Genomic DNA, 15,185 nt, shown 5'->3' on the forward strand with positions numbered 1-15,185 from the left:
TACAGTATTACACAATCTTTGTAATAAAAGAAGTCTATTCACTACTTTTTCGCTTCAATCTTGTAAGGAAAAAGCCATCTGTATTAAATGTATGAGGGAAAATCTGAAGTCCAACTGAACTAATGCCAATTGAACCACGTAATGGTTCCGGCAACTCATCAAAAAACGTTTTATCTACTTGCCAGCATTCATTTTGGCCCAAAAACCGTCTTACAACGGTTTCATTTTCTAGTTTATCGGTTGTACACGTACTATAAACCATAGTTCCTTCTTCTTTTAATAATGTAGAGACATGATTTAGAATATCCAATTGAATAGAGGACAATTTTTCAATGTCATTTTCGGTTTTATGATATTTAATTTCCGGTTTCCCTCTAATCACACCTAATCCTGAACAAGGAGCATCGATCAAAATACGATCAAACGTATGAACAGGATACAACTCTTGTAATTTCCTAGCATCATAGGCTAAAGCTTGAATATTGGTTAAGTGTAATTGATCTGCCTTTTCCTTAACCAATTTTGCTTTTTTCGCATGGAGATCATGTGCATAAACTTCTCCATGATTGCGCATCTTTTCTGCAATATGTGTTGCTTTACCGCCTGGCGCACTGCATGCATCCAATACTTTCATATTTTGTTCAGGATGGAGAATCTCAGCAACCAACATGGAAGTTTGATCCTGTATAGTAACATAACCTTCTGTAAATAATTTACTCTTCAAGATATTTCCGTCCACGATAATTATACCTTGAGGTGAGAAGAATGATGGTTCAACTTCTAATCCTTCACTAGTCAACTGCTGCATGGCTTTCTCTCGGGTTACTTTTAAGGGTTGAACACGTACGGTTATTGGCTTGTGTTTCGTGTTGGTCTTGCACATTTCTTCGGTAATCTCTATTCCATATTGATCAATCCAACGATTGACTAACCACATAGGGTGACTTGTAGTTATTGCTATTCTTTTATTCCTATCTTGAATTTGATTTGTTTCAGGTACACCTTTCCGTTGAATCGACCGTAGTACTCCATTCACAAAAGAAGCACTTCCTTTATGCCCCCGTGTTTTAGCAATTTCTACAGCTTCATGTATGATTGCATGGTCTGGAATCCGATCTAAGTATACCATCTGATATATCGACATGCGTAATAGCATTTTCACCCAAGGCTGTACCTTTTTCCCTTGTTTGACGAATGCTTCTAAATAAAAGTCCAACGTCATCTTTTGTTGTATCGTCCCATACACGATTTCGGTAAATAAACCTTCATCTTTCGCAAGAATTCTTCCAGACTTTAATTCCTCATTTAAAACAAGATGGCTAAACCCTTGGTCTTTGTCAATACGTATAAGCACATCTAAAATTGAATTTCTTAACTGATTTGTTTGCATTTAAATTATTCACCCATTATTTGTCCGATTTTAATTCGATCTGGATTACCTTGCAGATAATCCTTTACAGTCATCCGCTTTTTACCAGCAGGCTGTATCTCCGTAATCTCAAAAGCCTGTTGATGTCCACATGCTACAACAATACTTGCATTGTTTGGCTTATCAATAATTTCACCAGCAGTATACCCGTTATTCCTATCTTTTACTGGCTTGCCCCACCAAATTTTCATTGGCTTTTTTTCATAGTTCGTAAATGCAACAGGCCACGGATGCAAACCTCGAACATGATTATAGACTTGTTCTGCATTCTTACTCCAATCAATTTTTTCTTCTTCCCGTCTTATATTTCTTGCGAAGGTAGCTTTATCATTGTCTTGTTGTATTGGTTGAATTTGTTTTTTGAAAAGCTTTGGAATGGTTTGTTCTAACAATTGTGAACCGGCTTTTGAAAGTTTATCATGTAGTATCCCTACATGATCATCAGCATCAATCGGGACACTTTGCTGTGTTAATATATCACCAGCATCTAACTTTTCCACCATATACATAATGGTTACACCTGTTTCTTTTTTCCCTTGTAAAATCGCATAATGTATCGGAGCACCACCACGTAATTCTGGAAGTAATGAAGCATGTACATTAATACATCCATATTCCGGTGTGGTTAATAATTCATTTGGAAGGATTTGACCATACGCTGCTGTTACAATCAAATCAGGTTGATATGCAAGAATCTCCTCATAATTATTCTTTAATTTTTCTGGTTGAAAAACCGGCAGATCATGCTGTAATGCTTCTTGTTTCACAGGTGTAGGAGTAATCGTACGCTTTCTTCCTTTCGGGCGGTCAGGCTGTGTTACAACGAGTACCACTTCATAAGGGGAATGAATGAGTGTTTGAAGAACTGGAACAGAAAAATCTGGTGTTCCCATAAAAACAATTCGTTTCATCTTATTACCTACTTTCTGGTTTTGGGGTTGTTTACATGAGATGATATGGTTGCATATCTATGGTGATTAGAATATCTTCTTTCCGAATATCAGCAGAGAATTGATCTAAAATTTTGGCTAAATACCCTCGCAACTCTGGTTCATTTCTGTATTTTATCATGCATTGGTAACGATATCTATCCTTAATACGCGGGATAGCAGAAGGAGTCGGACCTAAAATTATCGTCTCGTCTTTCACCAATTTATTTAACATTTGAACAAAACGCTGCGTCGTTTGAACTACCTTAACTTGATTAGGATGAGAGATTGTTATAAGTGCCAAAAAATAATAAGGCGGATACTGAAATGTTCTCCTCATTTGCATTTCTTGTTTATAAAACGTCATAAAATCATATTTGCTTGCAAGTTCAATACTATAGTGATCTGGTGTATAGGTTTGAACAATTACTTTTCCTGTCAATTCATGACGGCCAGCTCGTCCGCTTACTTGAGTTAAGATTTGAAATGTTTTTTCAGATGAGCGAAAATCTGGCAAATGCAGCATTGAATCTGCAGTAAGAACTCCTACTAGAGTTACATTCTCAAAGTCTAAGCCTTTAGCGATCATTTGCGTACCTAATAGAATATCCGCCTCTTTGTTAGCGAATTGATTTAAAAGCTTTTCATGAGCTCCTTTACGTCTAGTTGTATCTACATCCATTCTTATTACACGGGCCTCTGGTATCAATTGCGTTAATGCTTCTTCTACTCGCTGCGTCCCCGTTCCAAAATAACGGATGGTATCACTTCCGCATTCCGGACAGTGCACAGGAACCTTTTCTTCGTAAGAACAGTAATGACATTTTAACTGGCTGCTTTTCTTATGGTAAGTAAGTGCAATATCACAATGCGGGCATTCATTTACATGTCCACAATCCCGACACATAACAAAAGTAGAATAACCCCTACGATTTAAAAGTAATACGATCTGCTCTCCTTTTTGGATACATTGCTGTATCTCCTCTTTCAGTTTTCTCGAAAACATCGTGCGGTTTCCAGCATGAAGCTCATCACGCATATCAACAATCTCGACTGGAGGAAGCATCTTATTATTCGTTCGTTTATCCAAAGTAGCTAACTTATAGACACCCTTCATGGCTCTAGCATAGGATTCCAAAGTCGGTGTAGCACTACCTAAGATGACTGGACACTGATGTGTTTCTCCTCTATAGATGGCCACATCTCTCGCATGATAACGAGGCTGATCTTCTTGTTTATAGCTAGTTTCATGTTCCTCATCAATAATGATGACACCAATCTGTTCAAATGGAGCGAATATAGCTGATCTCGCTCCTACTACTACCTGCACTTCTTTTCGTTGAATACGGCGCCATTCATCATATTTCTCACCCGCAGATAAACCGCTATGCATGACCGCGACATTAGATCCAAACCTTCCCTTAAATCGTTTAACCATTTGTGGAGTTAGTGATATTTCCGGCACTAATACAATTGCTTCTTTTCCTTTATGAATGACATCTTGAATAACCTGTAAATATATTTCCGTTTTACCACTACCAGTTATACCGTGCAGCAGGAAAACATGATGTTCATTTTCAGCAATTGCTTCTTTCATCGGCTTTATAGCGGCTGCTTGCTGGTCTGTTAAGGGTAAAGCAGTTGTCTGTGAAAAAAGGTGATTCTCATAAGGGTTACGGAATAATTCGGTTTGATAACTTTCTATTAATCCTTTTTCCTTTAATATATTAACTGTATTAGCCGTTGTTTGAACTTTTTTTAGCAGTTTTTGTTTTTCTATTGGATTTGGATTTTCCAAAAAATGGTTTACGAGCTGCCTTTGCTTTTTAGCATTCTTTGGTAAATCGAGCAATTGCTCTTCTAGTTCATGCAGCTGCTTTGCTGGTTTGAGCATGGTTCGAAATTTTTTTGTGATTCTCGATTTAACCAAATACTCGATGGATACATCACCATCCTTCACAGCTTTAGAAAGAACCCCGTATTTTAAGGTTGACGCAGTAAATTCCTCGTAGGCGATGCTATCTCTACCAGCAAATAAGGCTTCCAATTCTTTAGAAAGCAACGCTTCGGTATTACGCACAATCTCTTTTTTATATGTGGCTTTTAATACTTGTGGAAGCATCACTTGTAATGCAGTAATCTGTAAACTTACCGTTTGATTGGCTAGCCATTTCCCTAAATCTAATAACTCCTTTGTTAGTACAGGATGAAGATCCAACACATCAATAATCGACTTCAAGCTATTATACGAAGAATTTTCAGTAGCACCAACAATAAAACCCATCACTTTCCTAGGACCAAACGGAACAATTACCCGCATACCTATTGTTGCTATATCTTTAAATTTATCAGGGACTCTATAGTCAAAGGTTTGGTTAATCGAAGCTGCAGGCACATCAACAATTACATTGGCTATATTCACACGACCTCATCCTTCAAATCGTTTGCAATTAATGTTAATAACTGTGTAGCAATTTCTTTTTTTGATGCTAAAGGAATCGATTCCGTGTTTTGATGCTTATTGATGTACGTGACTACATTCGTATCTCCTTCAAACCCTGCACCTTCTGCTGCAATATTATTAATAACAATAGCATCTAAATTTTTATATGCTAACTTCCTCAATCCATTCTCAATTGGTTCTTCGGACTCCGCAGCAAAACCCACGAGAAATTGACCTTCTTTTCGTTCACCAAGCGAATGTAATATATCTTTAGTCCTTTCCATGGCCACTTGCCATTCACCATCTTGCTTTTTCATCTTTTGATCATAGATTATTTTTGGGCGATAATCTGCTACCGCAGCTGCTTTAATAACAATGTCATTACTTGCAAAGTTCGCATGCATCGCTTGATACATTTCTTCAGCCGTTAAAATATCAATTCGGTTTATTTGAGGGTGGCTGACAACTTGCGAAGTTGGCCCAGCTATCAAAGTAACTTCAGCCCCTGCTTGAGCAGCTGCTTCCGCTAGAGCAAACCCCATTTTTCCTGAGGAACGATTTGTGAAAAAACGTACTGGATCAACCTTTTCTCTAGTCGGTCCAGCAGAGATCAAAACATGTTTACCTTGTAAAAACCTTTCTTTGTCGTCAACATTGCCTTCTGCCTTTTTTGATAACTGATGAGATTCTATTGTCTCAATAATGGTTGCTGGTTCTTCTAACCTCCCCTTACCAACATAGCCACAAGCTAAATATCCGGCTCCAGGTTCAATAAAGTGGTATCCCCATCCGTCTAATTGCTTCATATTTTGAATTACTGCTGGATGTGCATACATATGTACATTCATCGCTGGAGCAATATAAACATCTGCTTGCGTAGCTAATAAGATGGTGGATAGCATGTCATCCGCAATTCCGTTTGCAAGTTTCCCAATAGCATTAGCAGTTGCTGGCGCTAATATAGCTATATCAGCCCAATCAGCAATATCAATATGTGCAATTTTAGCAGGGTCTTTTTCATCAAACGTATCTGTATAGACAGCGTGACGAGAAAGCGCTTGGAAAGTTAAAGGAGATACAAATTTAGTTGCATTTTCTGTCATTACAACTTTTACATTCGCACCTTTTTGCGTTAGTTTACTTGTAAGTGCACAAGCTTTATATGCTGCAATTCCTCCAGTAACACCGAGCAGAATATTCTTTTGATTGACCATTGACCTCAAATCCCCTTTCTACATTCCATACATAAACGGTTTTCTCTATTAATAGTTATAACACAAACTAAAAGTAGAAGAAAAAACCCTCGCTTATACATCGCGAGGGTACTTGTTTATGACCGGCTATATTGATAACTCCTCTTCTAAATAAAGCTTTTCTGCATACACTTCCTCAAGTGCCATGCCCACATACTTATGCGACTTAGGATTATCAACCAATACCTTTTTTGTTTCACTAATCTGTCTTGCACGCTTGGCCGATAAGGTTACAAGTGTATATTTTGAATTAATTTTAGTCTGCAGTAAATCAATAGACGGTTCTAACATTACAATTCATCCTCCAATAATTGTTTATATTGTTTTGCTATTCTTTCACGCTTTAAATGTTCACTTTGTATAATCGATTGTATTTTTTCAACAGCAAGATCTACATGGTCATTTACTACAACATAATCATAAGCATCCATCATTTCTATTTCTTTTCTCGCTTCTTTTAATCGATTTAGTACAAGCTCCGCGGACTCCGTGCCTCGATGGACGATGCGATTCTTTAACTCTTCCAAACTTGGGGGAAACAGAAAGATAAAAACACCTTCAGGAAAATTTTCCTTTACCTGAAGTGCACCTTGGACTTCGATTTCCAAAAACACATCATGACCTGCCGCTAATGTTTCTTCCACATAATTACGAGGCGTGCCATAATAATTATTGACATATTTTGCGTATTCTAGTAGTTGATTCTGCTCAATCAACGCTTCAAATGCTTCTTTTGTTTTATAGAAATAATCTACGCCATCTTTTTCACCAGGCCTTTGCTGACGAGTAGTCATCGAAATTGAGTATTTTAAATCCGTATCCCGACTAAAAAGTGCTTTTCTAACTGTTCCCTTTCCAACACCGGAAGGCCCGGAAAGAATAAAAAGGATTCCTTTTTCTTCTATCAAAACATTTCCTCCTAATTTTCGTCCGATACTTCCTCATGACTTAATACACGCTGCCCTACCGTTTCAGGTTGAACAGCTGATAACACGACATGGTCGCTATCTGTAATAATAACGGCTCTTGTTCTTCTTCCATATGTAGCGTCTACCAACTTATTATTATCCCTTGCTACCGTAATAATTCGTTTGATAGGAGCTGATTCCGGAGAAACTATGGAAATTACTCGATTTGCTGAAACAACATTTCCAAAACCAATATTAATTAATCGTAAACTCAAAATGAACCCTCCGTATATTCTTACTCTCTATTCTAGTATCATTATACGTAAAATAGGACCCAAAACTCAAATATTATTCGATATTTTGTACTTGTTCTTTTAATTTTTCAATTTCACTCTTTAATGCTACTGTATGCTCACTTATCATCCCATCCATTGATTTTGAACCGATTGTATTTGCTTCTCGATGCATCTCCTGAGCAATAAAATCTAGTCTTCTGCCAATGGCACCCTCTAATACCATCGTACGTTTAAAATGAGAAATATGACTGAATAACCGAGTTACTTCTTCAGAAATATCTCCTTTTTCAGCTAGAAGCACGATTTCTTGATGGATTCTAGAATTATCCAAGTCTATTTCATCTGTTAAATGCTGTTCTACTCTATTTTTTATCCGTTCACGATATTCTTGAATCACTACAGATCGCCTCATTTTAATTTTATCGATCGTAGCTTCCATCGTATGTAGTCGATGTTGCAAATCAGTAATTAAGTACGCACCTTCACTTTGGCGCATTTCAACTATCTGATGACATGCATCTTTAACAACAGCTAGTATTTCCTTTTTAAGATGATCGGATTGTGTTTCTTCTTCCTGTACTGTAAACACTTCGGGAAGCGCTGTAATAATCGTTGGGGGAATATCATGATCATTGAGATCGTAATGTTGTTTCATTCGCTTCATTTCATTCATATATTGGTCAACAAGATTCCAATCTGTTGTTAGACGCCTTTGAATAAGGTCATTTCCCTCAATACGAATAAACACTTCCATTTTTCCTCTATGAAATAAAGACTGTACCATTTTCTTCACTTTATCTTCCATAAATAAAAAAGAAGGTGGTAATTTCACACTAACATCTAAGAATCGATGATTAACACTTCTCATCTCTACCGTAATATTTGTTTGTTCAAATGAAATACTACTTCTTCCATATCCAGTCATACTAAAGGCCATTAAAATCACTCCACATCTAATTATAAGCGGATGGAATACAATTTGAAAAGTGTTATGTTTACATTTTCCGTTATTTTCGATTATAAAATAATGTTATTTAAATGAAAGAACCTGCCCTTTCAAATAGAGGCAGGTCAAAAATTAGTAGATGATATTTTGTTATTTTATTTTTTAGTGAATCCAAATAGCACGGTTGGTAAGGCACTTAATACACCAATATACATCCAATCTCTAATACTTAAGGAAGTTGTATGGAAGACAGGTTGTAATGGCTCCCAATAGATTACAATTAGTAAAAGTAATAGCGATGAAAGTACCGCAAATACGAGATAAAGGTTTTCAAACGGATTTCGTGAAAAAATAGAATTTTCACTTCGACAATCGAACACGTGAATCAGCTGAGCCATCACTAGGGTTGTAAAGGCAATTGTTTGCGCATAAATTAAATTTTCTGGATCATTTTGATACGTAGTCATAAAGCCTATTAACGTCACTATCCCTATTAGAATTCCTCTACTAATAATCTTATAACCAAGCCCTCTTGCGAACACACCCTCTTGTAAACTTCTTGGTCGACGTGTCATCACATTTCCTTCTGGTTTATCCAGTCCTAGTGCCATTGCCGGTAATCCATCTGTTACAAGATTCACCCAGAGAATTTGGACGGGAACTAGTGGGAGTGGTAACGAAAGCATCATGGCAAACAACATTACCAATATCTCTCCAACGTTGGATGCTAGCAAATAACGGATAAATTTCCTAATATTTTCATATATATTACGTCCTTCTTGAATAGCTGATTTAATTGTAGCAAAATTGTCATCCATAAGAATAAGTGACGATGCTTCTTTGGTTACATCTGTACCACCCATTCCCATGCTCACACCTATATTACTAGCTTTAATAGCCGGAGCGTCATTAACCCCATCTCCTGTCATGGCTACAACATGGCCTTTCTCTTGGAAAGCATGAACAATACGTAATTTATGTTCAGGTGTCACTCGAGCAAAAACGTACGAGTCTTCAATTATATCTTCTAATTCCGTATCTGACATTTCATTTATTTGATACCCCTCTAACACTTGTCCATGATTGGGCAGTAAATCAAGACTCTGCGCAATTGCGCGAGCAGTCTTTACATGATCACCAGTAATCATTACTGTTTTAATACCTGCATTTCGGCATTCAGCAATGGCCTTTTTCACTTCTTTTCTTGGAGGATCTATCATTCCATATAGACCAATAAACGTTAGATCTTTCTCTAACATGGATGATTCCAAGTCATCTTGTTTAGATAATGGTTTAACAGCAATGGCTAATGTTCGCAGCGCTTTAGCCGCCATATGATCGATGGCATGTTCAATGTTACGTTGATCGGTTGTTTTTAATAACTGCCTTCCACTTTCATTCATATGAAACGAGGATCGAGGCAATAAAACATCAGGTGCACCTTTTGTTACTAAAAATCGTCGGTCATTAGAATCCTCAAGCACCACACTCATCCGCTTTCTTTCTGAATCGAACGGAAACTCCTTTATTACTTTATACGATTCCTCATCTGAAACAGTTAGCCCGATTTTTCGTGCAGCGACAAGTAAAGCACCATCAGTTGGATCACCATCAATAAAATATTTCCCTTTTTTTACTATGAGCGACGCCTGGTTACAAAGCATGCCATATAAAAGCATCGATTGCATATTCGGAAATGTATGATCTACCTTTTGTTTATCGATGAAATAATCACCACGTATATCATACCCATCACCAGTTACATAGATTTGTTTTTCATTTAAATACAGTTCTTTTACTGTCATTTGATTTTCCGTCATCGTTCCTGTTTTATCTGAACAAATAACCGAAGCACATCCAAGTGTTTCTACTGCAGACAGTTTTCTTACAATCGCTTTTTTACGTATCATCCGTTGAACACCCAGAGATAGGGCCACTGTAACAATAGCTGGTAATCCTTCTGGAATAGCTGCAACAGCTAATGATACACCTGCTAAAAACATGGTATACACTGGGTGACCTTGTAATACGCCTAAGACTACCACGAGCGCTGTTAATAATAACGCAACAACAATTAATATCTTACCTAATTCCGATAATTTCCGCTCCAATGGTGTTAATATTTTCTTTGTGTTTCCCATCAAAGAAGCGATTTGTCCCATTACTGTATTCATTCCCGTACCAACAACTATGCCTACTCCTGTTCCTCTTGTAACCAATGTCCCCATAAATCCCATATTAACTTGGTCTTGTGCATCTAGCTTATCTTTCCTAATCGCAGTGGCGTGTTTCATAACGGGTAAAGATTCCCCAGTTAGAGCAGACTCCTCTGTTTCTAAACTATTTGATTTAACGATACGAACATCTGCAGGAATCCGGTCTCCACTGGAAATTCGAACCACATCTCCAACAACTACATGCTGTGAAGGAATCTTACTCCATTTTTCATTACGTAAAACATGAGCCATTGGAGCAGATAGTTCTTTTAATTTATCTAACGATTTCTCCGCTTTTTGTTCTTGGAAAAAACCGATACAACCATTAACAAGTACAATTACCATAATGGCAATCGCATCAATATATTCACCAAGCAGCCCAGCAACTAATGTAGCCGCTAATAAAACAAGTACCATAAAATCTTGAAATTGTTTCAAAAAGATTAGCCACTTCGGTACCTTTTTCTGAGCTTCTAATGCATTGGTTCCGTATTGTTTCCGTCTCTTTTCTACCTGTCTATCATTTAACCCACGATTCGCTGTAACATGTAATTTTTGTTCTACGTTTTCTACATCCAATTGATACCAATTCATTCCTCATTCCTCCAAATCATAGCGCTTGTTTCTATGTTAGTTTCGATGTTTTTCATGTCTTTAATGGATATATATGCAGACTTGTCCCAAAAAATGCTATAATTGCGCTTGAGGTGATTTTATGCCATTTGACGGTATCGTTACACACGCAGTAACAGAGGAATTGAATAAAGACATTATTCCTGGAAAAATAACTAAAATATATCAGCCCACCAATACAGAGTTGTTGTTTACAGTAAGAAGTAGAGGTAACAATGTAAACTTGTTATTATCCATTCATCCTTCTTATGCGAGATTTCATTTAACAGCTGCTAGTTTCGATAATCCGAAAGAGCCGCCAATGTTTTGTATGGTGTTGAGAAAGCATCTCTCAGGAGCAATCATTGAAGATATAGAACAGTACAAATTGGAGCGAATTGTCTCTTTCACGATAAAGACAAGAAATGAAATTGGTGATTTGACAACTAAAAAATTAGTGATTGAATTAATGGGAAAGCACAGTAATATTATGTTAGTTGATGCCGAACAAAATCACATTATAGATAGTTTGAAACATATTTCTATGGCCCAAAACCGGCATCGCACCATATTACCTGGACATCCATATCAAATGCCCCCACAACCAGATAAGTTAAATCCACTTCATATCAATGAAGAACAATTTATCAAGCGATTAGACTTTAATGCTGGTAAGTTAGATACACAAATTGTCCAAAATCTTATCGGCTTTTCACCATTTATCGCTAAAGAACTAGTGAGTCGCGCCAATCTTGGTTCAGCTAATACGTATAAACAAGTTTTTAACACGGTACAAACGCAGTTACTTCAATCCGAGTACACACCAGCTATATATATAGACAAAAAAGAAGAATTTCATGTCATACCCATACATTCATGTCCCGGGGAAGTGATCACATATGCTTCCACCAACAAAATGTTAGATGACTACTATACAGGAAAAGCTGAACGGGATCGTGTTAAACAACAAGCGAAAGACCTTTATCGATTTTTAAAAAATGAGAAAGACAAAAATAAGCGTAAATTAAAAAAACATGAACAGACCATTAAAAAAGCAGAAAACAAGGAACACTATCAAAAAATAGGGGAATTATTAACGGCGCATATGCATCTTATCTCGCCTGGGGATAAACAAGTAAAAGTAATCGACTATTATGATCCAAACCAGTCTGAACTGAATATCGAGTTAAATCCCAATAAATCTCCAAGTGAGAATGCACAAAGCTACTATAAAACCTATCAAAAACTGAAAACGTCAGAACAAATCGTTTCGAAAGAGATTATTAAAACAAAAGAAGAAATCGCTTATCTGGAGCAACTAATTCAGCAAATTGATGCTGCCAGCATGGCGGATATTGAAGAAATTCGTGAAGAGCTTCGTGAAGAAGGATATTTAAAGAAACAAACCAAACAAAAGAAGGCGAAGAAAAAACCGTCAAAACCAACACTAGAAAAATACCGGTCATCAGATGGTACAGAGCTGCTAGTCGGCAAAAACAATAAACAGAATGAATATTTAACAATGAAATTAGCAGCACGTGATGATATCTGGCTTCATACAAAAGATATTCCTGGCTCACATGTTGTTATTCGGACTAAAGATCCAAGTGAAGAAACCATTCAGGAAGCAGCTATTTTAGCAGCCTATTTTAGTAAATCCCGTCATTCTTCAACAGTACCGGTCGATTTCACAAAAATTCGTCATGTGAAAAAACCAAACGGAGCAAAACCAGGATATGTTACGTATGATAATCAAAAAACGGTTTTTGTTACTCCAAGTGAAGCACTCGTTACGAAATTAAAAATAAAAGAAGGATGATCCATGATAACTGGATCATCCTTCTTTGTTTACAAACTATACTGCCTGTGGATTCAATTGAACCTTAATATTCCCTCTCGTCGCCTTTGAATATGGACAAGCTTGATGTGCTTTGTCAGCAAGCTCTTCTGCTTCTGATTGCTCGACACCTTTTATTTTAATCGTTAGCTCTACACTGATTTTAAATCCATTATCTTCAGGGTCTTTTAAAAAGCTGACTGCCGCAGTCGTCTCTGAGTCGATGTTTTTTTTCACTTTTGATGCTACCAAATTTAAAGCTCCATCAAAACAAGCAGAATAAGCTGCAGCAAATAGCTGTTCCGGATTAGAACCTTTATCTTCTTTATTATTCGCTGGGTTTACTAGTTTTAAATCAATTAATCCATCGTCAGATTTAACATGTCCATCTCGACCGTTTTTTGCTGTTGCATTTGATGTAAAAATAACATCTTTCATGATCTAACACTCCCTTTTTCTAATCTAATAATGGTATACCTTTTCTAGCGATATTTTAAACATCCCTTTTCAAGTCGATAATAGTTCTACTAGTTTATCAATAAAATGATCTACTTGCGGTAACGCTCGAACCCCTTCTTGAAAACAAACCCAAGTATGACGAGAAACAACTTGGTTATTCAAAGTTAAAGGCAGATTAGGGTACTCTTCGCGCATGGTATCAGACACACTTTCAGGAAGTACGGCCATGCCTAAACCTTGTTTCATAAATTGTTTACATGTTTCGATTTGATCAACTGTAATGGTCTTTACTGGTTTCATCTTATCCTGATGGGCATATAACCAATTATCGACAAGCTCATGCATACTATCATCTGTACTAAACGAAATAAGCGGTCTTTCTTTTAAAGAATCATGTGGAAAAGGTTCCGTATCAAATATGTAAAGTGGATCATCAAAAAGTTGAATACACGTACTTTCTTTTAATTTTTCCCCACGAATAATACAAACATGATAGTTTTTGTGATCTCGCTTAATATCTTCACTAATTCCAGTAACTAAATCGATGGCTACTTTCGGATAAAGTGCAGTGAAGTTCCCCAGTATAGCTGGCAGAAAACGCTGACTAATCAGCGATGAACATGCAATAGACAGGGTCCCCTGAACATCTTCACTGGATTGGGCCAATTGATTCTTTAGAGACCTTTCACCATCAATTACTTCTTTTGCATGTTTGAGAACAATTTCTCCTTCTGGTGTAGGTAGTAATCGTTTAGGCGTTCGAATAAACACCTGATGCCCAAAATATTCTTCAATATACTTTAAGCGTTGTGTTACTGCAGGCTGAGAAATAAGTACTGCCTTAGCTGTTCCTCGTATTGTTCCGATTTCGCTAAGCTTTAACAGAAGTTCATAATCATCAATTTTCATATTCACCATCCCTTTTGATAATTTTTAATTATCTATCATGATTATAATTTAATATTTTACTTATTGCATTATATTACATAAACTAATAGTAATAAAGATGTTCTTTATCCAAGGGGTGTGTGCATGTGATAAAGCACATATTTTTTTAGGAGAGATGGAAAATGAACGAAAAAGACAATGTGAAACGAGTTTTCTCAAAGAACAAGCATGCCTATGTTACAAGCTCAACCCATGCATATGGGGATGATTTATTAAAAATGGAAAGCTGGTTAGATCCAGATCCGACAATGGCGGTACTTGATATTGCTACAGGCGGAGGGCATGCTGCAAAACGTCTTGCACCATCTGTTAGAGAAGTTTTCGCAACGGATATAACAAAAGCGATGCTAGAAAATACCAGACAACATCTACAAGCATATGCGAATATTAAATATGTTATTGCTGATGCAGAGAATCTCCCTTTTTTAGATCTTACATTCGATATGGTAACCTGCCGTATAGCTGCACATCATTTTCCACATCCAGAACAGTTTATTCAAGAGGTGAATCGTGTTTTAAAACCAAATGGTAAATTTCTATTTATTGATAATACCGTTCCTGAAGTACCCCGATATGCATCCTTTTTGAATCGATTGGAGAAAATGCGGGATTATAGTCATGTACGTTGCTTGTCCGTGAATGAATGGAATCACTTGTTTAAAGAGAATCATTTAACAGTTATTCAACAAGAATATCGTAAGAAAAAATTAAATTATACTAATTGGATAAATCGAACATTACATCAATTTCCAGCTAAAGAAAAAGTGCATCAGTATATGTTAAAGGCAGATCAAGAAATCCAGTCCTACTTTGAATTCAAGCAAGCCAATGGAAAGATCCAACAATTCACGATCGACGAATGGATGGTCGTTGCTCAAAAACTGCTATAACATAGTAACAACCACATTT

The 15,185-nt window shown here is 36.8% G+C and carries 13 protein-coding genes; 2 read left to right on the forward strand and 11 right to left on the reverse strand.

All coding sequences use genetic code 11. The features are described 5' to 3' along the window. Positions 1–34 precede the first annotated feature (34 nt). From rsmB to M948_RS37300, 9 genes are all read right to left on the reverse strand, one after another. Positions 35–1,390, reverse strand: coding sequence for a 16S rRNA (cytosine(967)-C(5))-methyltransferase RsmB (rsmB, locus tag M948_RS37260; RefSeq protein ID WP_021291628.1), 1,356 nt, complete (start codon positions 1,388–1,390; stop codon positions 35–37). A gap of 5 nt (positions 1,391–1,395) precedes the next feature. Next, positions 1,396–2,340 carry a methionyl-tRNA formyltransferase gene (fmt, locus tag M948_RS37265; protein ID WP_021291629.1) on the reverse strand — a complete coding sequence of 315 codons (945 nt, stop codon included), beginning with the start codon at positions 2,338–2,340 and terminating at the stop codon, positions 1,396–1,398. 31 nt (positions 2,341–2,371) lie between these two features. Beyond that, the gene (priA, locus tag M948_RS37270) at positions 2,372–4,780 is read right to left on the reverse strand and encodes a primosomal protein N' (RefSeq protein ID WP_021291630.1); all 2,409 of its coding nucleotides are present in this window, start codon (positions 4,778–4,780) and stop codon (positions 2,372–2,374) included. Further along, positions 4,777–6,015, reverse strand: a complete 1,239-nt coding sequence (coaBC, locus tag M948_RS37275) for a bifunctional phosphopantothenoylcysteine decarboxylase/phosphopantothenate--cysteine ligase CoaBC (protein ID WP_021291631.1) — start codon at positions 6,013–6,015, stop codon at positions 4,777–4,779. The genes priA and coaBC overlap by 4 nt, the downstream gene beginning before the upstream one ends. Positions 6,016–6,141: 126 nt before the next feature. After that, positions 6,142–6,345 carry a DNA-directed RNA polymerase subunit omega gene (gene rpoZ / locus M948_RS37280; protein WP_021291632.1) on the reverse strand — a complete coding sequence of 68 codons (204 nt, stop codon included), beginning with the start codon at positions 6,343–6,345 and terminating at the stop codon, positions 6,142–6,144. Beyond that, positions 6,345–6,962 (reverse strand): guanylate kinase, encoded by a 618-nt coding sequence (gmk, locus tag M948_RS37285; RefSeq protein WP_021291633.1) that lies wholly within the window; start codon positions 6,960–6,962, stop codon positions 6,345–6,347. The genes rpoZ and gmk overlap by 1 nt, the downstream gene beginning before the upstream one ends. An 11-nt stretch (positions 6,963–6,973) precedes the next feature. Continuing rightward, complete coding sequence (gene remA, locus M948_RS37290) at positions 6,974–7,237, reverse strand: extracellular matrix/biofilm regulator RemA (RefSeq protein WP_021291634.1); 264 nt, start codon at positions 7,235–7,237, stop codon at positions 6,974–6,976. A 73-nt stretch (positions 7,238–7,310) separates the two neighbouring features. Next, the gene (locus M948_RS37295) at positions 7,311–8,195 is read right to left on the reverse strand and encodes a YicC/YloC family endoribonuclease (protein WP_021291635.1); all 885 of its coding nucleotides are present in this window, start codon (positions 8,193–8,195) and stop codon (positions 7,311–7,313) included. A 164-nt stretch (positions 8,196–8,359) separates the two neighbouring features. Then, entirely contained in the window at positions 8,360–11,014 is a 2,655-nt protein-coding gene (locus M948_RS37300; protein ID WP_021291636.1) for a calcium-translocating P-type ATPase, SERCA-type, read from the reverse strand. A 121-nt stretch (positions 11,015–11,135) separates the two neighbouring features. Here M948_RS37300 and M948_RS37305 point away from each other — a divergent pair, with 121 nt between their 5' ends. Then, complete coding sequence (locus M948_RS37305) at positions 11,136–12,851, forward strand: Rqc2 family fibronectin-binding protein (RefSeq protein WP_021291637.1); 1,716 nt, start codon at positions 11,136–11,138, stop codon at positions 12,849–12,851. A 36-nt stretch (positions 12,852–12,887) separates the two neighbouring features. Here the strand turns inward: M948_RS37305 and M948_RS37310 are convergent, their stop codons facing one another. Both M948_RS37310 and M948_RS37315 read right to left on the reverse strand, forming a co-directional pair. After that, positions 12,888–13,307 carry an organic hydroperoxide resistance protein gene (locus tag M948_RS37310; RefSeq protein WP_021291638.1) on the reverse strand — a complete coding sequence of 140 codons (420 nt, stop codon included), beginning with the start codon at positions 13,305–13,307 and terminating at the stop codon, positions 12,888–12,890. Between the two features lie 69 nt (positions 13,308–13,376). Beyond that, positions 13,377–14,237 (reverse strand): LysR family transcriptional regulator, encoded by an 861-nt coding sequence (locus M948_RS37315; protein ID WP_021291639.1) that lies wholly within the window; start codon positions 14,235–14,237, stop codon positions 13,377–13,379. A gap of 161 nt (positions 14,238–14,398) precedes the next feature. On the opposite strand from M948_RS37315, the gene M948_RS37320 reads away from it, so the two are divergent. Further along, on the forward strand, positions 14,399–15,166 hold the full coding sequence (locus M948_RS37320; RefSeq protein ID WP_021291640.1) for a class I SAM-dependent methyltransferase: 768 nt from the start codon (positions 14,399–14,401) through the stop codon (positions 15,164–15,166). Positions 15,167–15,185: the final 19 nt, after the last annotated feature.

This window comes from Virgibacillus sp. CM-4, from assembly GCF_000445495.1.
Lineage (GTDB): Bacteria > Bacillota > Bacilli > Bacillales > Amphibacillaceae > Virgibacillus > Virgibacillus salexigens.